This window comes from Candidatus Parvarchaeota archaeon (genome assembly GCA_016866895.1).
Taxonomy (GTDB): Archaea; Micrarchaeota; Micrarchaeia; order Anstonellales; family VGKX01; genus VGKX01.
Map to the genome: position 1 here is coordinate 1 of VGKX01000004.1, position 20,556 is coordinate 20,556.

Consider the following 20,556-nt stretch of genomic DNA (forward strand, 5'->3'; position numbering starts at 1 on the left):
GAGCAAATCCGGGTTTACCCCTTTGGTTGGCTTGTAGTTTGTGGCGACCGAATTTCCAACTTCATCAATCCAAACTTTCTCGAATGGAAATTGCTTGAGATATTCTTCACAAAGCTTTGCAACTTCCTGTTCCTTGAAGCTTGGGCTGGGAGTCTGCACCAGTTTGTCAAGAAATTCGATATGGTCCATAAATATAAACTCCAAATATTTCAATCAAAAATTCAATCAAGAACTTAAATCAAAAACTTTTTCAAGAATTTATTCTAGCACCCTGTCTAGCGCCGCAACTACCTCATCCACCTGCTCTTTGGTTATTATCAAAGGCGGAAGGAACCTTAATACCATATCTCCTGCAGGCAAAGCAAGCACGCCTTCCCCAATGAGCTTTGAGAGGTATTCTTTTGAAGGCTTTTTGAGCTCTATTGCAACCATCAGCCCCTTTCCGCGAACTTCCCTGACCAGTTTCTTGGAAGTTTCAAATTCTTTTAGCCGCTCAAGAAAATATTTGCCAACTGTGCCAGCATTTTCGCACATTTTCTCGTCCTTTATTGCCGCAAGCGATGCAATTCCCGCAGAAGCTGCCAAAGGGTTTCCGCCAAATGTCGACCCGTGCTGCTGCGGTGCAAAGTCAATACCCTGTCTTGCAATTATGGCTCCGCAAGGCACTCCGCCTGCTATGCCTTTTGCCATGCAGACAATGTCAGCCTGGCAGTCAAAATGCTCAATTGCAAACATTTTTCCGCTCCTGCCAAATCCAGTCTGGATTTCATCTATTATTAGAAGCGTGCCCCACTTGTCGCAAATCTCCCGCACTGCCTTAAAGTAACCTGCAGGCGGAGGCCTGACGCCTCCCTCTCCTTGGATTGGCTCAAGCACAACAGCGGCAATATCGTGGCTTGCAATATTGGAGTTGATTTGAATATCATGGCTGCTTGTCTGATATTTTTGGCTTTCTTGGATTGCCTGGCTTTCCTGGTCTGTTTGACTTGTCAGGATTTTTTGTCTGGTCTGGTATGGTTGGCTTGCTTGGTTTGTCTGTTCGGTTGCTTGTGCAAATGCAGCCTCAAGGCTTGCAATGTCGCCAAAACGCACGCGCTTTACTGGACCTATTAAAGGCTCGAATGGCTCGCGGTATTTTGGGTTGAATGTGAGGGCAAGGGAGCCTGTTGTCCTGCCATGAAAAGCATTCATTGCACAGACAAACCCTTTTTTCTTTGTAAATGCGCGGGCAAGTTTTAGTGCTGCTTCCATTGCTTCGGTACCCGAGTTGCACAAGAAAACTTTTCCAGAACGCAGCTTCTCCCCAGGTGCAACTGACAATAGTTCCTGCTCAAATTCCATTCTCTGATGGTTTGGAAATACTTCCGGGCAGCAGACAAGGGTTTTTGCCTGCTGAGCAATTGCATTTGAAACTTTTGGGTGGCAGTGGCCAATGACTCCAACACCGTGCCCCATGACACAATCAATGTATCTTTTCCCTGATTTATCGTAAAGATAAACCCCTTCACCCTTCTGCGCGACAAAGGGACGTTTGTTGTAGCAGGAAAGCTCTGCGGCTTTTTCCCCCAGTATTATTTCATCGCTTGTCAATTCCATTTTATACACCACTTTGGATAAGCACAATTTCTGTTTCTGTTTCTATTAAACATATTACAATTTAGATATTCTGACTGGTGCTTTTTGCCTTCAATTTGATTATTTCCTGCAGTGTGTTCCTGCCCCCAAAAGCAGTTTGCTGATAGGGGTTTCAACTGTGCCGTTCCCTATTATCACTTCCTCAACACCGCCGTCAAGAGCCTCTGCGCACGCAAATAATTTCTTTTTCATGCCGCCGCTTGCCTTGCCCCCGCCGGCATTTTCAATTGCAGATGCAAGCTCTTCGCGATTGAGAGTTTGAACCAAATCGTTTGGGAAATTTTTGTAATAGCCATCCACATCGGTTAGTGAAATGAAAATATCAGCATGCAGTTCCACGCCAACCATTGCAGCAAGCCTGTCGCCATCAACGTTGAGCGGCTGGCATGCCTCGCCCATTGCAAGTGCAGCAACAACAGGAGCATAGCCTTGTGACAAAAGCGTGTGCAAAAGAGAGCCATTGATTTTCTCGATTTTGCCCGTGTAGTCGTCTCGGATAATTTTCTGCTTGCCTGATTCATCAACTGAAGTGACAACTTTTTGCCTTGCAAGAGTCAGCTTTCCATCAAAACCAGAAAGCCCTACAGCATTAATGCCTTCTTTTTGAAGCGCAAGCACCACATTAGCACTCACCTCTCCGGCAAGGGCTAGCACAAAAACTTCAATGACTTTCTGATTTGTGTAGCGGGATTTGAAGCCGCCAGGCGATGTGAGAAACTGCGGGGTTATGCCAAGTTTTTTGCAAAGCGAATTGATCTGGGCGCTTCCGCCATGCACAATAACAATAGAGTATTTTGATTGCAATGCTGCAATGTCTTTTGCAATAAAGCCTGGGTTGCTTGCAATGCTGCCGCCTATCTTGACAACAACAATTGGTTTTTGATCAAGCTTTGTTCCAGCCGGCATATTTCCAGCCATTGAGTTTTCAGCTACAATTTTTTCCGCCATGATCATAACCTATTTTTCTAAAGTGGGTGGAAGCCCGGCTGCCACAAGCCTGTTTTCTCATCCAAACCATTCATTAGATTAAAACACTGGATTGCCTGCCCGCCACTTCCCTTGACAAGATTATCAATGGCGCTCATCCCAATTATCCTGCCTTTTTCCTCATCAAGCTCAAAGCCAATGTCAACAAAATTGGAGCCCACAACTGGCTTTGGCTCAGGATATCTGTAAAGCGTTTCCTTGTCTTTGACAAGCCTTACAAATGACGAGCCCGAGTAAAATGAGCGGTAAGCCTTCCAAACATCCACATCTGCGGTTTTGCCTGCAAGCCTTGCGTGTATTGTGGTGAGTATGCCCCTCACCATTTCAACTGCATGCGGCGTGAGGCCAACTGAAATTGGCGCGCCTGCTATTGCAGAAAGCTCCTGCTCTATTTCAGCAGTATGCCTATGCTTTGATGGCTTGTAGGAGCGCACAGTACCGGACCTTTCAGGGTGATGCGTTGATATGTCAAAGCCGGCGCCGCCTGCTGACGAGCCGATTTTTGAGTCTGCGATAATTCCCTCCGGCAGTATTATCTTGTTTTTTACAAGAGGGGCTAGTGCAAGTATCGCCGAGGTTGCAAGGCAGCCGGCGCAAGCCACAAGTTTTGCTTTTTTTATTTCCTCGCGGTGAAGCTCGGGAATGCCGTATACTGATTTTGGCAGCAGTTCGGGGTTTGGGTGCACGCCGTAGTATTTGGCATAAACGTCCTTGTTTTTAAGGCGAAAATCTGCAGACAAATCAATGATTTTTGCGCCAGTTTCCATAAACTGTTTGACATAAGGCGAAGCGGTTTTGTGGGGTGTGCAGATAAAAATCGTGTCAACATCGGTTTTCAATTCCTTGACAGGGGTGAATGCAAGTTGCGTGAAACCGCGAAGATTTGGATTGAGTTTTGTGACTGCAGTGCCTGCAAATCTCTCCGAAGTCACCTGCACAAGCTCGATTTGCGGGTGCATCAGGGCCAGGCGCAAAAGCTCGCCGCCAGTATAACCTGACGCGCCAATAATTGATGCGCGTATTTTTTCCATATGAAATCACCAGTTTGATAATAGGTATTGGGAGTTGATTGGCTTTTTTATATATACTATTTAGCCTGGGATTTGAGCCACTGCACAATTTTTTCTGCAACATTGACTCCCCCAATTTCCATTGAATTGCGAAAATCTATATTATGATTGATTTCATGCACAACAAAACCGCCTTCCTTTGACTCCATCAGATCAACACCATAGATTCCATCATCAACAATAGAAACTGCCTTGAGAACAAGCTCCTCAAGCTCAGAGGTTATTTGGAACTTTTGCGCCACGCCGCCTGAACTTGTGTTGGTTATGAATTGTGAGCCGTTTGCCGATTTTCGATAAATCGTGTAAAGCACCTCCTTCCCTACAACAACTGCGCGAATATCCCTCCCCGGCTTTTCAATGTGCTTCTGAAGATAGTAGATGCGGTTTTGCGCATTGCCAAGCACCTCGCGCGACTCAATTACCGCCTCGGCAGAATCCTTGTCGTTTAACCTGCTTACAAGCCTGCCCCACGAGCCAATAGTGGGCTTTATCACGCACGGGTAGCCAAGTTCCCCGATGGCTTTTTGCGCAGACTCCGGAGAATAGGCGAGATATGTTTTTGGGGTTGGAATGCCGTTTTTTGCAAGAAGTATTGAAGTGTGTGCCTTGTCGCCGCAAACAAGCTGGCTTTTCAGGGAATTGACAATTTGGCTTCCCTGTGCCCCAAAATGCATTGTGGAGTAGAGTGAACGGTAGTATGAGCTTGAGCGCTGGAGAATGATGTCCAGGGCTTTCTGTGCACAGCCCGTTGGTGATTCGCTGCCTTCTTGCCCCGTTATGGGCAGGACAAAATCAGTGTCGCACATTGGCTCAAGCTCAATGCCTGCTTTTTTTCCTTCCTCAAGCAACATGCGGTTCTCCGCTGTGATTATTGTGTAGATAAGTCCGAATTTTGCCATTGTCAATCAACCCTTATACAGCCAGAAGCATGTTGCCATGCCGCCGGTCATGCACTGCCGCGTTAAAACCATTTGTTTGCTTGCGGCGAATTGCAAAAAATAGAAGATAAAAATAAAGGCAGTGGATGGCAAAATAAGATAACTGCGAAAAGCCGCAGCCGTTCCTACTCGCCCCAGTCCTCGTCAACCTGCGGAGCAGACTCAAGCTTGAGTGGAGTTACGGACCTTACTTCCATTTTAGTGCCGCAGTCGCAGCATGATATGATTTCGCCAAGCATTGGTTGCGTTCCAATTGTCAGGTTTCCCGCACATTCTATGCATTCGGTCATTTGTTATCCCTCATCCCATCCATTTTAGAAAGGATGGGATTTGTGCACCTTGTCTTGCTTATAAACATTGCGTGCGCAGGACAACAAAAATAAAACAAACTGTTGCAATTGAAACAAAACCTTGAAGTTCACCTCGGTTGTGCGCGCACGCACAAAGATTCGCGCGATGAGCGGTTAGCTTTTCGCCTCTTTTTTTAGCCACTCGATCATCTTGCCGGGTATGTTGACGCCTGTTGGCGTGATGGAATTTCGAAACTCGGTTGTGTGGTTTATCTCATGCACGACAAAACCCCCTTCCTTTGACTCCATCAAGTCAACACCATAGATTCCCTTGTCAACAATCGAAACTGCACGCAGTATTATCTCGCGCATCTGGCCTGTGACAGGGCAGTTTTCAGCCCTGCCGCCCCTTCCCGTATTGGTCAGCCAGCCCGATTTTTCAGTTGAGATGCGATAGATTGCCGCAATAACTTCATCGCCGACTACAAAGGCGCGAATGTCACGGCCAGGCTTGTCAATGTGCTCCTGAAGGTAGTATATTTGCTGCCATGGGCCGCCAAGCACCTCCCGGGACTCAAGTATTGCCTCAGCCGCATCACGGTCATTAATCCGATTCACCATTCTTGCCCAAGAGCCAATTGTTGGCTTGATGACGCAAGGGTAGCCAAGTGAGTCGATTGCCTGCATTGCAGATTCCTTTGAGCAGGAGACAAACGTTCTTGGGGTGGCAACACCCGCCTTTGCAAGCAGTGCGGATGAATATGCCTTGTCGCCGCAAATCTGCTGTGTGCGTAGCGAATTGACAACCCTGCTTCCTGCCGCCTCAAAAAAAAGCGTTGTATAGAGAGTCCTTGTAAAAGAGCTTGACCTTTGCAGGACCATTTCAGGCAAGGCGCTTTTGTTTTTGGCAACACTAACATCAGTGACTGGCATTAAAAGCTCGGAATCATTGTATCGGGCAAACTCAACGCCCTGTTTTTTGCCTTCTTCAAGAAGAAGCTTGTTTTCAGCCGTGATTATTGTATAAACCATGCCAAGTTCCATAGCGCAAGCACCTAAACAATTTCTTACTCGCCCCAGTCCTCCTGCACCTCCGGAGCCTTTGCAAGGCTTGGAGGAGAGACGGATTTGACCTCAAGTTTTGTTCCGCAATCGGGGCATGTGATTATCTCCCCAACCTCGGTGCCCTCTTTTAGGGTTATTTGTGATGCGCATTCCGTGCATTCGACCATAGCAAATCTCCTCTCCAACAATTCTTTTTCCGACAATAAACTTGATGTATCGGCAACATTTGGGCGTGGAGTCGAATAAGCCCAACGCTGCTTGATAATCAGTTTTTGTTTATAACTTTTCCCAAAAGGTGATAAAACTGCACGTGGCAGTGCTAAAAAGGCATTAGTTCGGCGATTGGCGAAAGCAAAAATGCGAAAAAATTATGGAAAACAAAGACAGGCAACAAAAGAGGAATATTCAAATTTTCCTTGCAACAAGGGTGATGAAGCTTCCGTCTGCGCCTTTTTTTCCTTTTTTGTAAGCCTGCTCGATTTGCCAATCCACCACCTCAAACCCTATTGCCTCAAGGTAAGTAGGGATTTCAAGTGTGGTTTTTGGCCTTTTGGATGAAAACAGCTTGTAAATGCCCGTGTTTTTCCCGTTGTTGAGAAAAAGAAGCCCGCCTGGGTTGAGAAGAGCCCGTGCAAGCGAAAGAAATTTTTTGTAGTCAATGTAATTTAGCACCTGTGAGGCGATAATGGCACCAAATGAGACTTGGCCAAGACCCAACTTCTCAAATCGCCTCTTGTGCAGTTTTTGGACCTGCTTTACAGATGCAGATGAAAAGTCAATGTTGACAATATTTATTGTTTTTCCAAACTGCGCGGATAGCGCCATAATGATGTATGGGTCTTTTTCCCAGTAGAAAATCCTTGAGCCTGGGAAATCGGAAGGTGTTGCAAGAGGGTGCAGGCACGGGCCTGCTTCGAGTATTGGCGAAGTGATTTTGTGTTTGTGTTCGTCGATAAATAACCGAAGCTTTTGGCTGCGCTTCTTCATTAGTGCCATGTTCTTCCAGCTGAAGGTATTCCCATAGGGGCTCTCCTTATAAAACGCATTGGCACGCTTGTTTGAAAACAGTCCGCTTGTGATTTGTAGCCCGCTACTGTGCTTGTATATGAACGTACTTGGCCTTAGTAATTCCAGTTGTGAGCTTGTCATGTTGTAATTACTGTTAAAAAATATATAAAACTAGCATTGACTAAATCTGGTGCCGGAGACTGGCGCATTGATTTTCAAGTTCGAAAATTCTCCACTGTAGCGTTTTGTCGCTGTACTCCCAATTGAATCTTGTATCAGTTATTTCCCCGCCGCTGATTAGAAGTGCATACACACTGTTTGACTCGGGCTCAAACCCAAGCACGTTCCCGGATTCTGACCAGTAACCCTTTACATAAATTGTCTTTTGACTGCCGCTAATGAAAGCGGTTGTCTTGACCAAAGTCCCAGCTTCTAGCGCCCGCAGGAAATAATTCTTTGTCGCGCTGCAGGTTTGGTGGAAATAGCCACATGAGATGGTGGAGAGGGCTTCGGGGGGCAAAAATCCCTCGCGCCCTGAGTTGAGGTTTGCCACAATGCGGTCCAGGATTTTTTCAAGCTCCCTGCTTTCAAACCCACCTTGTTTGAATAACTCGCTTACACCGTGGAGCGCAAAGCCCATTCTCCTTGAAGGCATGATTTTCTCAAAAGCCTCCTTGAGTAATGCCACTTGGCCTTCCCTGACTGACTTGCTTTTGCAAAGAAGCGTGAAGCTGTCGCAAACCGCCACAAGCCTTCCTTGGGGAAGAAGCTCAAGCATGGTTTTGGCAAGGTCAAAAATCTCCGATGCCAACTGAGGACAGTTTTCACAGGCAGACACAACAACACGGTTTATGACAAGCGACTGGGAAAAAGGTTCAACAAGCTCAATCAGGTCAGCCGCAGATTTGACAGCCCCCGAATCAACATTGACAAGTTTTGAAGTAAGTGCCAGGCCATCGGTGGTGCCGTGTGCAAGCCGGATAAGCCTTCTTGCGTCTTTCTCAAGATGCTCAGGCAGGAAAAGCCCGCCAATAAAGCAATGTCTTTGCACTGGCAAGGCTGCGCGTCTTTCTAGAATGGTCTGAAATACGTTTGTTACTGCGTGTTTACCAGAGGGGGTGGACTTGTGTGTTTCCACTGCAAGACTGTTTGGCAGACACATGTTGTATTTTGCGGTAAGTTAAATATATAACCGTTTCATATCTTTTTTGTTTTTACAGCCACTCTTTTGAAATCACGAATGTTTCCGTTGTGGCAACCCCTGCAAGGCCCCTAATTGTATCGAGCTCGGAGTTGAGCTCGTCCATTGTAAATGAGGAGAGCACGACGCAGATGTCTTTCACCCCGATTGTCTCCCAGACATTGTCAACGCCTTGCATTGCAGATATTTTCTTGCATAGCTGCACGTTTGATGCATGCGGCTCAAGTGTGATGAATGCAAGTGCGCGAACGGCAGCGCCTGCCCCGCGAACGTCTATTGTAAAGCGGCTTATCACGCCGCTTTTTTTCATTGCCTCAATGCGCTTTCGAACAGCGCCTTCAGAGAGGGCGACAGCTTTTCCAAGAACAGCATTTGTTGAGATTGAGTCGCGCTTTAGAAGCTCAAGGAGTTTTTTGTCTGTTTCGTCCGTATGAACCACCAGTATTGCAATCGGGTTTGCTTGCAGTTATTTCTTATTTCTTCTTTATTATTCGTATTTCGTAAAATATTTGAATAGATACTGCTAAAAAAGCATTAGTACAACATTTATAGAAAAAACAACCGCACAAAATTTCTTGCCAACTGGGTTTAAGAATATTTTTGGCAGATTAATTGCATGGAATTTCTACCAAAATTTACAAAACGGCAAAAATTGGATTTGTGTTACGCATTTTTTGTGACCTGCTTAATTGCGGCAAACACCATTGGACTGAAGGTCACCGATTTAGGCGGGCCAACAATATCATTTACACTGTTTGGGCTTGCCCTTAAGTTCGGATTGATATTTTCTGTTGCCATCCTGACATACCCGCTGACATTTGTTATTATCGATGCTGTCGGTGTTGTATACGGCAAAAAGGAGGCTAAGAACATAATCAACATCGGGCTTGTTGCAATTGTAATTATGGCCATATTCACATTTATTTCCCTAACTGCACCCGCTGCTGCAAGGTTTGCATATGAAAAGGAGTATCAGGCCCTTTATGCGATTTCAGGAAGGATAATGATTGCAAGCCTTGTTGCCTACTGGATTTCACACGTTGTTGACATAAATGTTTTCCACGATTTGTGGGAAAAGTATAAAGGGAAGAAAATCTGGCTTGTGACAACAATCTCTAACGTGGTTGGCGAGTTTGTTGACACCATAATTTTCATGCTGCTTGCGTTCTATGGCGTTGCAGGCTTTCCCCTTGAATTCATTATCTCCATCTCAGTGCCCTGGTGGCTCTACAAGGTGTTTGCAAACATGCTGCACACGCCGCTTGTCTACTGGGCGATTGGCTGGCTGAAAAAGGACGACTAGGCGGGACTTTGGCTCCCACAATGCTTTTTTTAACTTAAGTTGGCAATTTTAGTGAAAGGATTAGGGGAGCGTTAGTTTCATCACGAGTTCCCTTATGGTAGTCGTTCCTTGAAGCTGAAAAATTAGCAGTTATTTTAGTTGCTGGTGATTTACTAAAGGGTTGAAAGCCTTAAGGGAGCATTTGATATGCTTGGTTCCCTTATGGCAGGGATGAAGACCTCAAGGGGAGCAAGTGACTAACTATGTTCCCCTTATGGTGGGGGGATGGGCTAACCTGGTATGCTGCCAGGTTTGGGACCTGGTGATCCGAGTTCAAATCTCGGTCCCCCCATTGCGCCAAAAAAGAGGAAAAAGAATTATAAAGTCTTGTTGTGAAAATTGTCTTAACGTGTTTATATGCCAAGACCAGCCACCGCACTGAAAGCCGTAATATTTACAGTAGCTGCAGCTTTCACTGTAAATTATTTCATCGCCAAGTTCTCGGAGAAGCCGGTTGAGTTTGGCGCAAGGAAAGTGGTAGCCACAATTAGTGAAAGCAACAAGAACAGGATAATTATGGCACGAAGAGCGAAGTTTGCTGCCATGAAAGGCGGAAATGGGGTTGAAGTGGAATCAATCATGCAGGACAGTTCCAAAAAGGAAGATGCAGCTGCAAGAAGCGTTGGAATCGGCCACAGGGAAAATAAAGCAAAGCCAACCTTTGCACCTGCGGGAGGCATTATGTTGCCGCTTGACTCCACAAACCCAAACGAGGTAATGACAGGCCAGGAGCTGAAAATTTATCTTTCCCAAAAGGCGGCTGAGAAAAAGGGGGATGAAAGTAATGGCCTTGCTAATCCCGACTCGGCAAAGCTTGGGAAAGCCGCCGCGGACTCGGCATTGCAAAAGCAAAAACTGATAGATGATTTTTGGAGCATATATATTGCCAGTACAAGCTTGCTTCTTGGCATGGCAATAACGCTTTTAGGCTATGCTGTGTGGGCCAACAAACGGCAAATTAAACTAAACGAGGAAATCAAGAAGCTCAAGGAAAAGAAATAAGAATAGGGAAAAACCTGTTATTGGGTTGTAAGAAAACCTGTGTCTGGCTTGCAAGAAAATCTGCTTATTAATATTTGCTGCCAATAAGATTTGTGTGGAAGCGTACAAGCAGGAGTTCATAGAGTTTCTTTTTGGGTGCCGCGCACTCCAATTCGGGGAGTTTACGCTCAAATCAGGCCGTGTTTCGCCCTATTTTTTCAACGCCTCGCTTTTCAATGACGGCAATGCCTCATATCAACTAGGCCTTGCTTTTGCCAGAAAAACAAATGATGTTTTAGTGGATAAGTTTGACTTGTTTTTTGGACCTGCTTACAAAGGCATACCCCTGGCGGTTGCAGCTTCGATTGCATACCATAAAGAATTTGGGATTGCAAAAGGTTGGTGCTTTAACCGCAAAGAAGCAAAAGAACATGGAGATAAGGGAGTATATGTTGGAAGCAAAATAACCGACGGCTCTAGGATAGTTCTGCTTGATGATGTGTTTACAACTGGCGGAACAAAAGAAGAGGCGGTTGCGCAATTGAAAAGCACGGCAAAAGCCAAGGTAAAGGCAGTGATAATCGCAGTTGACAGGCTGGAGAAAAACGATGAGGGCAAAAGCGCCATAAGGGAGTTTGAGGGGAAGGCTAAGGTCCCGGTGCACGCAATAGTCAATGCAGACGAAATTTTTGATTACCTGCACAACAAGGTTATCGATGGAAAAATAGCAGTAAGCGACACTGATTATGAAAACTACAAAAGATACAAGGAAAAATACGGGGTTTGACTGAATACAGAATTTGACTGGCGGTGTAATGGGATATATTGAGTTTTTGGCGGATTGTGCAAAGGCAAACAGGAGCATTGTGTGCCTTGGGCTTGACCCGATTCTTGAGAAATTGCCCCCTTCAGTTGCTGGCAGGGAAGAAAGGATTGTGGGCTTTTTTTCAGAGATTGTTGATGCCGCACTTTGCGAGCAGCAGGTTTTGGCAGGCGCATCAATTGGGGCAATAAAACCCAACTATGCCTATTTTGCCCAATATGGTTTTGACGGCCTGCGGGCGCTTAAGGCGCTGATTGACAGGTACAAGGGCAAGGTGCCGATAATTTTTGACGGAAAGCGCGGGGATATTGGCAGGTCAAGTGAGGCGTATGCAAAGGAAGTGTTTGATTTTTGGAATGCGGATGCGACTACGGTTTCCCCTTACATGGGAGAGGACAGCGTGATGCCGTTCATTGAAAGATGCAAGCAGGGGCGCGGGGTTTACATTCTTTGCAAGACCTCCAACTCCGGCTCCCATGATTTGCAGTCAATGGTGCTCGACAATGGAAAGCAGGTATTTGCCCATGTTGCATCAAAAATGGAAAAATGGCACGTGGATGGAGTGGGTGCGGTCTTTGGGGCAACCTATATTGACGAGCTAGAGACTATTATATGGCAGTTTTACGACTCGCACAAGAAATTGCCGCTTCTGATACCCGGAGTTGGGGCGCAGGGTGGCAGCGCAGCAGACACTGCCAAGATACTTAGAACCGTGTGGAGGGAAACATTGCCGCTGCATCGGATAAACTCGTCCAGCGGCATAACCTATGCGTACCAGAAGTATGGAAGCACGGATTATGTGGGCTGCGCACTAAAGGAGATTGGCAGGCTGAACCAGGAGATAGGGGCAATATAAGGTTTGATGGACAAGACAATGCCTTGAATGTCAGGCCTGTTTTTTATACCTTTTCTCACTTAGAAAAACTAGCCCAGATTCCTGTACCACTTTTCGTATTCTTTGTGGGTTGCAAAAAAGTGGAGTATAGAAATTGTATCCCCAATTACCTCGCAGGCAATGCGGCCCTGCCCAACTTCCTCCATTGCATATCTTTTTCCGCCTTTGAGAAAGTGCTGCGGAGGATGGGTTTCGAGTTTTATCAGGTGCTTGCGGAAAATTTCCTTCACCGAGCCATCCAAAGCAGAAAATTCCTTTCTGGCTGCAGGGAGAACAGATACTGCGTACATGCTCAAGCCTCATTTTAAGTCTTTTCTGTTCATCTTGTTCTCTTTTAGCAGCTGGTCAAGTGTTATTGCCTTGCCCCTGTCAAGATGCTTGTCCTCTTCCTGAAGCTTTGCAAGTACAAGGGTTTCCTCCTCGTCTTTTAGCTGCTGCTCAAAGGCATTGACGGCCATGCGCAGGGCTTCGGTTTTGTTTGCAGCCACGCCGCGTGCTATAATGCGGCGAAGCTTCATCTCGTAGTAATCTCCAATATTTACATTCATATTATCACTGGATGATATATTGAATGCTATATTTATAATACATGACTACTGGTTTGAAGGACTGGTTTGAAGGAATAGATTAAGAGAATTGAAGGAAAAGTTGCGGCTGGAAAAGTGGATACAAATAACCTGCAAGCAAACAGAGGTACAAGCAAAATTAGCATAACTATTTCCTCTTAAATTGTGTGCAGAAATTGTGCAAAAAGCGGGCGCAAAAGAATAGTTACAATGAAAGGCTTCTTTTGACGGAAAAGGAAAACAGGAAATTGTATTAGACTTAGTGGCACCCATAAATGAGAGGAGTTAAGTTGGGTGCCTGGCACGACAATAATGAGAGGATAACAGTATTGCAGTTAAATTTGTCCGGCAGGGCTCTGCTTTATTTACCTCTTTTTTTATTAGCTAGAACATGCGCCCTGTTTTAGCAGCCTTGAAAAAATACCCCAGGACTTCCGGCTCCGATTTAGGCGGCATCAGGGCGTTTGCCCCAACTTCATCCAGCCACAAGGGGCAAAACGGCGTGCTTCTGGTTGTCGGGGGAAGCAGAAAATATCATGGCGCCCCCTTGCTTGCAATGAGTGGGGCAAGCCGCTTTTGCGACCTTATTTTCTTTTACTCGCCAAGTGGTAAAGGCGAGGGTGGCAAAAATAGCAATATTGAAATTGCAAACAAGATCAAGCCAAAATTGTTTGAATTCATTGGCATTGGCAAAAAAGAGATTGAGCGGCATGTCAGGTGGGCTGACTGCGTCCTTGTTGGAAACGGCATGGAAAACACGCAAGAGACAAGAAAACTTACGACTGCCTTGCTTAAAAAAACAAAAAAATACAGGAAAAGGCTGGTTTTGGATGCAGGGGCGCTTTATCCATATGTTTTGCCTTACTTGCACCCAGGTGTCTTGCTTATGCCGCATTCAGTGGAGTTTGAGAGAGTATTTGGAATTGCGGTAAGCGCAGGGGCCGGGAATGGCGGGATTGAAGCTGGAAGAAGACTGGCTAGAAAACATTCCTGCAATATTCTGCTTAAGACTCCTGGCTTTGATTGTATTTTTGATTTTCAAGGAAATGTCAAGCTTAACTTTACCGGCAACCCCGGCATGACAAAAGGCGGAACTGGCGATGTGCTTGCTGGATTGGTTGCGGCCCTGGCGTGCAAAACAGACTTATATTCTGCGGCATGCGCAGCCGCCTACCTTAACGGCCTTGCAGGCGACATGCTTGCAAAAATCATGGGGGCGAACTTCAATGCCTCGGATTTGGCAGGCGAGCTGCCATTTGCCCTGTCTTGCACAATGCATGGCACAAGGCAGGCAAAGGATTAAAGCAAGGGGATGCGAAAAAGGGAACGTGGGAGCATGAATGAGAATATTGAAGATGTGTCAAACCTTGACGATTTTCTGGAAAACGCCGCAAATGCAGGCTTTCAGGCAGGCGAGCTTGGGCAGGCAAGAAGTGTGCTCAGGCAAATTGTCGCTACAAAGTTAGGAGGAGGCAAACGGGCTGCTGCCAAAGAAGAGTTTGCGGTTTATCTAGGTTTTACTGCAAATCTTGTGGCATCTGGCATGCGCGGCTACATTGCAAGGCTTGTGGGCTCTGGGCTTGTGGATGCTGTAGTCACTACGCCTGGGGCAATAGAGCACGATATGATAAAGTGCTTCAAGCCGTATCTGCGCGGTGACTTTGAACTTGACGATGCCGCGCTTCACAAGAAAGGGATAAACAGGATTGGCAACATACTTGTGCCAAACGACAGGTACGTTCTTTTTGAAAAACTATTTGGAGAAATTACCGGCAATGCTGTAAAGAAATATGGCAACATGATTTCCCCAAGCGAATTTACGCATGAAGCTGGGGGATACCTGGCTGAAAAGCTTGGCGGAAGTAGTAAGGTGGGAAAGGGCAAAATGAATTCTGGAGGAAGCGGTGGCAAGCATAGAGATAATTCATTTCTTGTTTGCGCCTTTGAAAATAACATTCCAGTGTTCTGCCCCGGAATTACCGACGGGGCAATTGGCTTGCAGACCTATTTTTACAAGCAGAGGAACAGGGGCTTTGGCATTGATGTCACAAAGGACATGAAGGCCCTTGCAGACATCACGCTCAATGCAGATAAGACTGCTGCGATAGTTCTTGGCGGCGGGATTTCAAAGCACCATATAATCGGGGTCAACATAATGCGAGGCGGGCTTGATTATGCGATTTACCTTACCACTGCAGCAGAGTGGGACGGCTCAATGAGCGGGGCAAAGACGCGCGAGGCCATAAGCTGGGGGAAAATAAAGGAAAAGGCCACGCATGCTTATGTCTACGGGGATGCGACGATAAACCTGCCTCTTTTGATGCACAAGATAGTTTAGACCGCTAGTTCCTTGTTTTAGCACTACCAGATTTGCTTGCCAAAGTATCTTTCAATAAGCTCAATTATTTCCTTTTTCCTTGCAGAATTTAGTGATATGTGAATCTTGTTTGTCTTTTTCAGCCACGTCAAAAATCCTTCGTTTGCAAGCTCTTTTGCAAGGTCTTCAGATTTGTCCAGGAATTCTTTTGGAAGCCCCGAGCGCGCGTATAACAGAGGTGTGTGTTTTGCGCCCCAATTCCTGTGGCGGGCAAGTTTGTGGAGGATGTGGGCCCTGGCTTGTTCTCTTGAGAAAGATTTTTCAACCATTTAATAAACTACATGATAATAGTAATAATATGCAAGTTTTAATATATTGATGTAAAAGTTTTTAAATATTGATGTTTAAACATATATACGAGGCAACTCCCATGACGAACACTTTTTCTGAGAGCAAATCCGTGTTTTTGGATTTCTTTGGCGACAAGCCGAATTTCAGAGTGATTGATTTCCTGCTTGAAAACAGGCTCCGAGATTTCACGAAAACGGAGATAGCGAAGGGGGCAAACATCAGCTGGGCTACGCTATTTAACTATTGGGAGGAGCTTGAAAAGCACAGGATTGTGAAACTGACAAGGGTTGTCGGAAGGGCAAAGTTGTACCAGCTTAACGAAAGCGAACCGGTGGTAAAGCAGCTCAAGGCAATAGAAATACAGCTTGTAAAGCAGGCAGCAATGTTGGATGAAGAAAAGATTGCAGTTAAAGCAAGCGCTAAAAAGACAAAGCCTGCCGAATCTGATTGAGTTTTGAGTGCGGCTAGCTGGAAAACCGATTTGCTACTTATTTAAGCCTGCGCAGGCAAATTGAAGGCAGGGAGAGGGGGCTGCATTCTGCTTTCAGCAGCAGGGGATTTCATGCTTGCCAGTTTTTTTGCACAAAATTTCGTCTATCTTGCCGCCGCAGCAGTAGCTGGGGCATTTGTCAAGGCAGCAGACCATATGCTGGATAGCCCCAAGGGCAAAAAATGGCTTGCAGCGCTGAAAAAATTCGGCTTTGAGATTCCCTGGAGGCTCAACATCGCGCTAGTAGGCTGCGCATGGGGGGTGATTTTGGGGCTTGTGGCTGCAAAAACCGATGCCGCCACAATTTACATGGCTGCAATTGCAGGCTCCCTGCTTGCAGGAAAGATTGACAGGACTGAACACTGGGCAGGGGTTGTGTCGTTTGCTTTTGCGGCAGCATATTTTTGGCCGCAAGGCGGGGGTTTGAGCTTCAACATTATTTTATTCATTCTTTTTGCAGCCGGCGCATATGCTGATGAGATAAAGGCAATAGCAAAGCAAAGGGTTGTTCTGGAGGCATGCGCGCTTGCGGTTGCAGCGGTGGAATACCTAAACCCTGGCGTTGGGATTTTTGGCGGCATAGGGCTTGCAAGCATTGCATTCATTGCGGCATTTGACTGCGGATATGCGGGGCTTGCATACGCAGCGGCCGGAAAGCCGCTGGACAGAATGCGAAAGGCGCTTGGAAAAATTGCTGGTTTGTATGGAAATTGAGATGCATGCAAAATACCCCTTCTTGTCTGACTCAAAGCAGTTTGCCTCCAGTAAAAACATAGGCTTTTCAGACTTGTATCTTGAGGCAGGCGCAAAAAGGGCATTGGCGGCAATCGGAGAGAGGGGGGAGATACCCAAGTTTGCCCCTGGCGGTCTTGAATCTGTTGTTGTTGGCGAGCTTGCAGCATACACAATATGCAGGATGATTGTAAGCACCCTTGCAAACAGGTATTACATTAACAGGCTTGCGGTTGCAGAGTCAAAGAGGGCCAGGGGCTACCTTGACTATGAAAGCGACGAGAATTTGCGGGTGGTTGCAGTTGATTTGGGGGTTGGTTTTGAAGCCCAAGGCCCTGCATCGGGAACCTATTCCAAAGGGCATGAGAGCTTCAGGATGCCACTGCATGACTATGTGAGGTTTTGCCCAAAGACAGCCGACTACAGGCTTGTCAGACAGGATGTGGCGCACGGCTTTGTTTCAGGCCTGAAAAGGGAGCGGCTAACAAGGGTGCTTGAAGAGGCAATACGGAAGAGGATTGAGTCAGGCATGCCTGTCAGAGGGGAGTTTCCGCAGCAGATTGTCAGGTTGGCGCAAAAGCTGAAGAAACTTCTGCCAGTCCAGCAGGTGGAGGTTGTAAAAATACCAATCGGGAACTATCCCCCTTGCATAAAAAAGATAATTTCCGACCTGGCAGCCTCGGTAAATGTTCCGCACACTTCAAGGTGGGCCCTTGCAGTCTATCTTGTCAGCGCAGGGGTTACAACAGAGGATATAGTGAAGCTTTTCACAACTGCCCCGGACTTTAACGAGCAGACAACGAGATATCAGGTGGAGCATGTCAGGTCCAAGGCATACAGGATGCCTTCCTGCGCCTCGATGGACAGCTGGGGCATCTGCATTGCAAGCTGCAGGTGCTTCAACCCGCTTAAATTCGACTTGAGGGTGCATGGAAGGAACATTAGGCAGCATGAGGAGGAAAGTGGGAAGGGAGACTGATTTTGCAATGGTGCAGGTTTCACACATAGAATATTTGAAAGGGCTGATAGCCGGTTATTATCGGAGTGCCAGGATTGAGATTCCCCAGGCAGGCTCAAGGGAGTTTGGATTTGGAAGCCCTGAAAAGAAGATTGAGACGCGGCACATGTGGTTCAAGACTGTGCAGGAAATGCAGCAGGCGCTTTGCAGGATTGCGCCGTTTTATGTTTCCTATTCGGCTGCATACTACGAATTTCCGGACGCAAGGCCGATGGCAAAGAAAAACTGGCTTGGAGCCGACTTGATATTTGACCTTGATGCGCCTGCCCACAGCTGCGGCAAGTTTACATGCGAAAAGTGCCTTGAGGACATAAAGGGCCAGACAGTAAGGCTTGTTGAGGAGTTTCTGATTGATGATTTTGGAGTTGAAAAAAGCAAAATCAGCATCAACTTTTCAGGAGGGCGCGGCTACCATGTGCATGTGAGGGACGACAGGTTTGTCAGGCTTGGCCGGGAGGAGCGACGGGAAATCGTTGATTATATATCGGGAACCGGTCTGGACATGGAATCGTTTTTCTTCAAAGGGGACAGCCAGAAAAACAAGGTGTTTTGCGGCCCTAAAATAACGCAGGGCGGGTTTGGTGGCAAAATAGCGCGGGAGATAAAAAAAAGGCTTGAGGCAGGGGATAGTGGAGTATGGAGGATGTTTGGGAAAAAGCACACCCAAAAAAACCTTGAAAGCCTGCGCAGGGGCATGGAAAACGGGATTTACAGTGATGCAGCCCATGCTGCAGAGATGTCACGGGGGATTGAGGCCTTAAAAAGTGAGATTGCTGTTTGCCTTGGAAGCCAGACTGACGTGAATGTCACCCTTGACACAAGCAAGCTGATACGCCTGCCAGATTCCATTCACGGTGGAAGCGGGCTTGCGGCACGAAGCGTTGGGCTGGAAAGGATTGGAGAATTTGACCCGATGGCGGATGCGGTTGCCTTTAATGACGGGGAGGTTGAAATCATTGCCCTGGAGGCAATACCGCCGATTGCAATGGCAGGTGGGAAAATTGGCCCGATTGCCCAGGGAGAAAGGAAAACACTGTGCCAGGCAGGGGCGGTCTATCTTCTTTGCAAAAAGGCGTGCAGTTTAATAAGATGAATGTGGAAATTTTAGGCCTTGGAAACTGTTGTTTGTGCTGTTGGAGCGGTTGGGCGGTTATGGTGGAGCTGACGTATTCTGAGCTGCGAAGGCTGCAGCAGGAGGAAAAGGCGACTGCCGCAATTGTCGCACTTGAGCACGATTTCTACGATAAGGTAGGGCTGATGCTCTTGCAGAAAAAAGAGATGCTTGCAAAAAGCCACAGCATCATGGAGATAAGGGAATACGAAAACACCAGGAAAATAGTTAAGGATATATACTCAATGCGCCAGCAGAAGATACTTTTCAAGGCACTTAGGTCAAATTCGCACCAGGACGCTGCCGGCATGACAGTTGAGGAGCATGAGCTTTTTGACAGGATAGTCGGCATTCTTGACGAGGGGAAGAAAAGGTTTGAAGCAGAAGTGGACGAGGAGACTACAATAGTAAGCGAAGAGGGGGCCGCAGGGGGCCACAGTGGGTTTAAAAAGATTAGATTTCTGAAAGAAGTGCCTGCTTTTAGGGGATTGGACAATAACATTTACGGCCCTTACAAGCCCGGGGACGAGACTGCGGTTCCAGAAAGCGAAAGTTCGGGCTTGGTGAAAGGCAAGTATGCGCAAGTTCTCTAGGCAAGGCACATGCGCGTGTGCTCCTTGAGGCGTGTGAAAGAGACGATGGTACAAACTTTAACGGTGATAAGATGGAATTTCCAAAGGAAGTGAATACGTATTGCCCCCACTGCAAAAAGCACACTGCCCACAAGGCCAGGCTTGCTGCAAAAGGCAGGGCGAGGTCGATGGCCATAGGGAACAGGAAGCACGAGCGAAAGCTCAAGGGCCACGGCGGAAAGCGCGCTGGGGAAAAAACGGTCAAAAAGCAGGGCAAGCGCCAGAAAGTCGTGCTTGAGTGCGTTGTTTGCAAAAAGAAGGTTGAAAGAACAATAGGCACAAGGACAAAAAAGAAGCTTGAGACAAGTAGCTCCTGAACAAAATTTAGTGGGGACAGCAAGCTTGAAAAAAATTGATTGTTGCAAAATCGGAGAATGATGGTATGAGCAAGTTTTTGAGGGTAAAGTGCGAATGCGGGAACGAGCAGAACATCTTTGGGAACGCAACAAGCGAAGTCAACTGCCTTGTTTGCGGAAGCCTGATTGCAAAGCCGACTGGCGCCAGGGTGCGCATAGTAGGCGGCAAGATTGTCAAAGTCATGTAGGCTTGCCAGAAATGGCAGGCAAATGCCCTAAGGATTGGTAGAAATGGCTGATGCGCAAAACCAGATGCCGGAGCAGGACGAGCTTGTGCTTGCGGTAATCAAAAAAATAATGCCCTACGGCGCGTTTTGCGCCCTTGAGGAATATGGCAACAGGGAGGCCTTTGTCCACATATCCGAAGTCGCCCCAAGATGGATAAAAAATATTCATGAGTTTTTGCACGAGGGCCAGAAGGTCGTGGCAAAAATCTACCAGCTTGTGCCTGAAAAAAACCAGATTGACCTGTCCCTAAAGCGCGTGTCAGAAGCCGAGCGCAAAAGGAAGCTTGAAATGGTCAAGCGCACGCGCAGGGCCGACAAGCTGTTTGAAGTGGCCGTTGCACAGTCCAAGATAAGCCCTTCGGAAGTTTTGGCTGCAAAAACCAAAATACTCTCAAAGTATGGAGACATGTTTGATGCGCTTGAGGAAATTTCCGTAAGCGGCGAGGAGGCCATAAAAGACCTGAAGCTTGACCGCGGGCTTGCAAAGGCACTGCTTGGCATTGCACAGAAAAACATCAAGC

General features: G+C 46.8%; 28 protein-coding genes and 1 tRNA gene. 15 read left to right on the forward strand and 14 right to left on the reverse strand.

Annotated elements, in window-relative coordinates; genetic code table 11:
• From FJZ26_00315 to FJZ26_00365, 11 genes are all read right to left on the reverse strand, one after another.
• A partial coding sequence (locus FJZ26_00315; GenBank protein MBM3228853.1) for an acetylornithine deacetylase occupies positions 1–189 on the reverse strand: 189 nt, incomplete at its 3' end.
• A 69-nt stretch (positions 190–258) separates the two neighbouring features.
• Positions 259–1,596 carry an aspartate aminotransferase family protein gene (locus FJZ26_00320; protein ID MBM3228854.1) on the reverse strand — a complete coding sequence of 446 codons (1,338 nt, stop codon included), beginning with the start codon at positions 1,594–1,596 and terminating at the stop codon, positions 259–261.
• Between the two features lie 99 nt (positions 1,597–1,695).
• Positions 1,696–2,589, reverse strand: a complete 894-nt coding sequence (locus FJZ26_00325; protein MBM3228855.1) for a [LysW]-aminoadipate kinase — start codon at positions 2,587–2,589, stop codon at positions 1,696–1,698.
• A gap of 11 nt (positions 2,590–2,600) precedes the next feature.
• Positions 2,601–3,644 (reverse strand): N-acetyl-gamma-glutamyl-phosphate reductase, encoded by a 1,044-nt coding sequence (locus tag FJZ26_00330; protein MBM3228856.1) that lies wholly within the window; start codon positions 3,642–3,644, stop codon positions 2,601–2,603.
• A 65-nt stretch (positions 3,645–3,709) separates the two neighbouring features.
• On the reverse strand, positions 3,710–4,591 hold the full coding sequence (lysX, locus tag FJZ26_00335; GenBank protein MBM3228857.1) for a lysine biosynthesis protein LysX: 882 nt from the start codon (positions 4,589–4,591) through the stop codon (positions 3,710–3,712).
• Positions 4,592–4,755: 164 nt separating this feature from the next.
• Positions 4,756–4,920 carry a lysine biosynthesis protein LysW gene (gene lysW, locus FJZ26_00340; protein MBM3228858.1) on the reverse strand — a complete coding sequence of 55 codons (165 nt, stop codon included), beginning with the start codon at positions 4,918–4,920 and terminating at the stop codon, positions 4,756–4,758.
• 174 nt (positions 4,921–5,094) lie between these two features.
• Positions 5,095–5,964 (reverse strand): lysine biosynthesis protein LysX, encoded by an 870-nt coding sequence (gene lysX, locus FJZ26_00345; protein MBM3228859.1) that lies wholly within the window; start codon positions 5,962–5,964, stop codon positions 5,095–5,097.
• A 23-nt stretch (positions 5,965–5,987) separates the two neighbouring features.
• Entirely contained in the window at positions 5,988–6,152 is a 165-nt protein-coding gene (gene lysW, locus FJZ26_00350) for a lysine biosynthesis protein LysW (protein ID MBM3228860.1), read from the reverse strand.
• Between the two features lie 238 nt (positions 6,153–6,390).
• The gene (locus tag FJZ26_00355; protein ID MBM3228861.1) at positions 6,391–7,134 is read right to left on the reverse strand and encodes a class I SAM-dependent methyltransferase; all 744 of its coding nucleotides are present in this window, start codon (positions 7,132–7,134) and stop codon (positions 6,391–6,393) included.
• A gap of 40 nt (positions 7,135–7,174) precedes the next feature.
• Positions 7,175–8,044, reverse strand: coding sequence for a hypothetical protein (locus FJZ26_00360; GenBank protein ID MBM3228862.1), 870 nt, complete (start codon positions 8,042–8,044; stop codon positions 7,175–7,177).
• 163 nt (positions 8,045–8,207) lie between these two features.
• Positions 8,208–8,660 carry an Lrp/AsnC family transcriptional regulator gene (locus FJZ26_00365; protein MBM3228863.1) on the reverse strand — a complete coding sequence of 151 codons (453 nt, stop codon included), beginning with the start codon at positions 8,658–8,660 and terminating at the stop codon, positions 8,208–8,210.
• A gap of 150 nt (positions 8,661–8,810) precedes the next feature.
• Here FJZ26_00365 and FJZ26_00370 point away from each other — a divergent pair, with 150 nt between their 5' ends.
• The 5 genes from FJZ26_00370 (at position 8,811) to pyrF (ending at position 12,196) form a co-directional block, all read left to right on the forward strand.
• Positions 8,811–9,497: a queuosine precursor transporter gene (locus FJZ26_00370; GenBank protein ID MBM3228864.1), complete on the forward strand. Its 687-nt coding sequence runs from the start codon at positions 8,811–8,813 to the stop codon at positions 9,495–9,497.
• A 258-nt stretch (positions 9,498–9,755) separates the two neighbouring features.
• A tRNA-Pro gene (locus tag FJZ26_00375) sits at positions 9,756–9,828 on the forward strand.
• A gap of 65 nt (positions 9,829–9,893) precedes the next feature.
• Positions 9,894–10,538 carry a hypothetical protein gene (locus FJZ26_00380; GenBank protein MBM3228865.1) on the forward strand — a complete coding sequence of 215 codons (645 nt, stop codon included), beginning with the start codon at positions 9,894–9,896 and terminating at the stop codon, positions 10,536–10,538.
• A gap of 37 nt (positions 10,539–10,575) precedes the next feature.
• Positions 10,576–11,304 carry an orotate phosphoribosyltransferase gene (gene pyrE / locus FJZ26_00385; GenBank protein MBM3228866.1) on the forward strand — a complete coding sequence of 243 codons (729 nt, stop codon included), beginning with the start codon at positions 10,576–10,578 and terminating at the stop codon, positions 11,302–11,304.
• 28 nt (positions 11,305–11,332) lie between these two features.
• Positions 11,333–12,196, forward strand: coding sequence for an orotidine-5'-phosphate decarboxylase (gene pyrF, locus FJZ26_00390; GenBank protein MBM3228867.1), 864 nt, complete (start codon positions 11,333–11,335; stop codon positions 12,194–12,196).
• Positions 12,197–12,264: 68 nt separating this feature from the next.
• Here pyrF and FJZ26_00395 read toward each other — a convergent pair whose 3' ends face one another.
• The gene (locus FJZ26_00395; GenBank protein MBM3228868.1) at positions 12,265–12,525 is read right to left on the reverse strand and encodes a hypothetical protein; all 261 of its coding nucleotides are present in this window, start codon (positions 12,523–12,525) and stop codon (positions 12,265–12,267) included.
• Between the two features lie 9 nt (positions 12,526–12,534).
• Entirely contained in the window at positions 12,535–12,783 is a 249-nt protein-coding gene (locus FJZ26_00400; protein MBM3228869.1) for a hypothetical protein, read from the reverse strand.
• Between the two features lie 409 nt (positions 12,784–13,192).
• Here FJZ26_00400 and FJZ26_00405 point away from each other — a divergent pair, with 409 nt between their 5' ends.
• Together FJZ26_00405 and FJZ26_00410 are read left to right on the forward strand one after the other, a co-directional pair.
• Positions 13,193–14,104 carry an NAD(P)H-hydrate dehydratase gene (locus tag FJZ26_00405; GenBank protein MBM3228870.1) on the forward strand — a complete coding sequence of 304 codons (912 nt, stop codon included), beginning with the start codon at positions 13,193–13,195 and terminating at the stop codon, positions 14,102–14,104.
• A gap of 9 nt (positions 14,105–14,113) precedes the next feature.
• Positions 14,114–15,139 carry a deoxyhypusine synthase gene (locus tag FJZ26_00410; GenBank protein MBM3228871.1) on the forward strand — a complete coding sequence of 342 codons (1,026 nt, stop codon included), beginning with the start codon at positions 14,114–14,116 and terminating at the stop codon, positions 15,137–15,139.
• Between the two features lie 23 nt (positions 15,140–15,162).
• Here FJZ26_00410 and FJZ26_00415 read toward each other — a convergent pair whose 3' ends face one another.
• Entirely contained in the window at positions 15,163–15,447 is a 285-nt protein-coding gene (locus FJZ26_00415) for a hypothetical protein (protein ID MBM3228872.1), read from the reverse strand.
• Positions 15,448–15,548: 101 nt separating this feature from the next.
• Here FJZ26_00415 and FJZ26_00420 point away from each other — a divergent pair, with 101 nt between their 5' ends.
• The 8 genes from FJZ26_00420 to FJZ26_00455 all read left to right on the forward strand — a co-directional run.
• Positions 15,549–15,920: a hypothetical protein gene (locus FJZ26_00420; protein ID MBM3228873.1), complete on the forward strand. Its 372-nt coding sequence runs from the start codon at positions 15,549–15,551 to the stop codon at positions 15,918–15,920.
• A 60-nt stretch (positions 15,921–15,980) separates the two neighbouring features.
• Complete coding sequence (locus tag FJZ26_00425) at positions 15,981–16,673, forward strand: hypothetical protein (GenBank protein ID MBM3228874.1); 693 nt, start codon at positions 15,981–15,983, stop codon at positions 16,671–16,673.
• Positions 16,585–17,670 carry a hypothetical protein gene (locus tag FJZ26_00430; GenBank protein ID MBM3228875.1) on the forward strand — a complete coding sequence of 362 codons (1,086 nt, stop codon included), beginning with the start codon at positions 16,585–16,587 and terminating at the stop codon, positions 17,668–17,670. Before FJZ26_00425 ends, FJZ26_00430 begins: the two co-directional genes overlap by 89 nt.
• On the forward strand, positions 17,621–18,802 hold the full coding sequence (gene priS, locus FJZ26_00435) for a DNA primase catalytic subunit PriS (GenBank protein MBM3228876.1): 1,182 nt from the start codon (positions 17,621–17,623) through the stop codon (positions 18,800–18,802). The genes FJZ26_00430 and priS overlap by 50 nt, the downstream gene beginning before the upstream one ends.
• 59 nt (positions 18,803–18,861) lie before the next feature.
• Positions 18,862–19,413, forward strand: a complete 552-nt coding sequence (locus FJZ26_00440) for a DNA replication complex GINS family protein (protein ID MBM3228877.1) — start codon at positions 18,862–18,864, stop codon at positions 19,411–19,413.
• A gap of 71 nt (positions 19,414–19,484) precedes the next feature.
• Positions 19,485–19,769 carry a 50S ribosomal protein L44e gene (locus FJZ26_00445; GenBank protein ID MBM3228878.1) on the forward strand — a complete coding sequence of 95 codons (285 nt, stop codon included), beginning with the start codon at positions 19,485–19,487 and terminating at the stop codon, positions 19,767–19,769.
• A 65-nt stretch (positions 19,770–19,834) separates the two neighbouring features.
• Positions 19,835–19,996 (forward strand): 30S ribosomal protein S27e, encoded by a 162-nt coding sequence (locus FJZ26_00450; protein ID MBM3228879.1) that lies wholly within the window; start codon positions 19,835–19,837, stop codon positions 19,994–19,996.
• 43 nt (positions 19,997–20,039) lie between these two features.
• Positions 20,040–20,556, forward strand: a 517-nt coding sequence (locus tag FJZ26_00455; GenBank protein MBM3228880.1) for a S1 RNA-binding domain-containing protein, incomplete at its 3' end; no start/stop codon positions are given.

Bases quoted from the DNA above. Each gene is read 5' to 3' on its own strand.
- FJZ26_00320 (MBM3228854.1), bottom strand. From the start codon at position 1,596: ATGGAATTGACAAGCGATGAAATAATACTGGGGGAAAAAGCCGCAGAG.
- FJZ26_00325 (MBM3228855.1), bottom strand. From the start codon at position 2,589: ATGATCATGGCGGAAAAAATTGTAGCTGAAAACTCAATGGCTGGAAAT.
- lysX (MBM3228857.1), bottom strand. From the start codon at position 4,591: ATGGCAAAATTCGGACTTATCTACACAATAATCACAGCGGAGAACCGC.
- lysW (MBM3228858.1), bottom strand. From the start codon at position 4,920: ATGACCGAATGCATAGAATGTGCGGGAAACCTGACAATTGGAACGCAA.
- lysX (MBM3228859.1), bottom strand. From the start codon at position 5,964: ATGGAACTTGGCATGGTTTATACAATAATCACGGCTGAAAACAAGCTT.
- lysW (MBM3228860.1), bottom strand. From the start codon at position 6,152: ATGGTCGAATGCACGGAATGCGCATCACAAATAACCCTAAAAGAGGGC.
- FJZ26_00355 (MBM3228861.1), bottom strand. From the start codon at position 7,134: ATGACAAGCTCACAACTGGAATTACTAAGGCCAAGTACGTTCATATAC.
- FJZ26_00370 (MBM3228864.1), top strand. From the start codon at position 8,811: ATGGAATTTCTACCAAAATTTACAAAACGGCAAAAATTGGATTTGTGT.
- FJZ26_00380 (MBM3228865.1), top strand. From the start codon at position 9,894: ATGCCAAGACCAGCCACCGCACTGAAAGCCGTAATATTTACAGTAGCT.
- pyrF (MBM3228867.1), top strand. From the start codon at position 11,333: ATGGGATATATTGAGTTTTTGGCGGATTGTGCAAAGGCAAACAGGAGC.
- FJZ26_00395 (MBM3228868.1), bottom strand. From the start codon at position 12,525: ATGTACGCAGTATCTGTTCTCCCTGCAGCCAGAAAGGAATTTTCTGCT.
- FJZ26_00400 (MBM3228869.1), bottom strand. From the start codon at position 12,783: ATGAATGTAAATATTGGAGATTACTACGAGATGAAGCTTCGCCGCATT.
- FJZ26_00405 (MBM3228870.1), top strand. From the start codon at position 13,193: ATGCGCCCTGTTTTAGCAGCCTTGAAAAAATACCCCAGGACTTCCGGC.
- FJZ26_00410 (MBM3228871.1), top strand. From the start codon at position 14,114: ATGCGAAAAAGGGAACGTGGGAGCATGAATGAGAATATTGAAGATGTG.
- FJZ26_00415 (MBM3228872.1), bottom strand. From the start codon at position 15,447: ATGGTTGAAAAATCTTTCTCAAGAGAACAAGCCAGGGCCCACATCCTC.
- FJZ26_00420 (MBM3228873.1), top strand. From the start codon at position 15,549: ATGACGAACACTTTTTCTGAGAGCAAATCCGTGTTTTTGGATTTCTTT.
- FJZ26_00430 (MBM3228875.1), top strand. From the start codon at position 16,585: ATGCGGGGCTTGCATACGCAGCGGCCGGAAAGCCGCTGGACAGAATGC.
- priS (MBM3228876.1), top strand. From the start codon at position 17,621: ATGGAAGGAACATTAGGCAGCATGAGGAGGAAAGTGGGAAGGGAGACT.
- FJZ26_00440 (MBM3228877.1), top strand. From the start codon at position 18,862: ATGGTGGAGCTGACGTATTCTGAGCTGCGAAGGCTGCAGCAGGAGGAA.
- FJZ26_00445 (MBM3228878.1), top strand. From the start codon at position 19,485: ATGGAATTTCCAAAGGAAGTGAATACGTATTGCCCCCACTGCAAAAAG.
- FJZ26_00450 (MBM3228879.1), top strand. From the start codon at position 19,835: ATGAGCAAGTTTTTGAGGGTAAAGTGCGAATGCGGGAACGAGCAGAAC.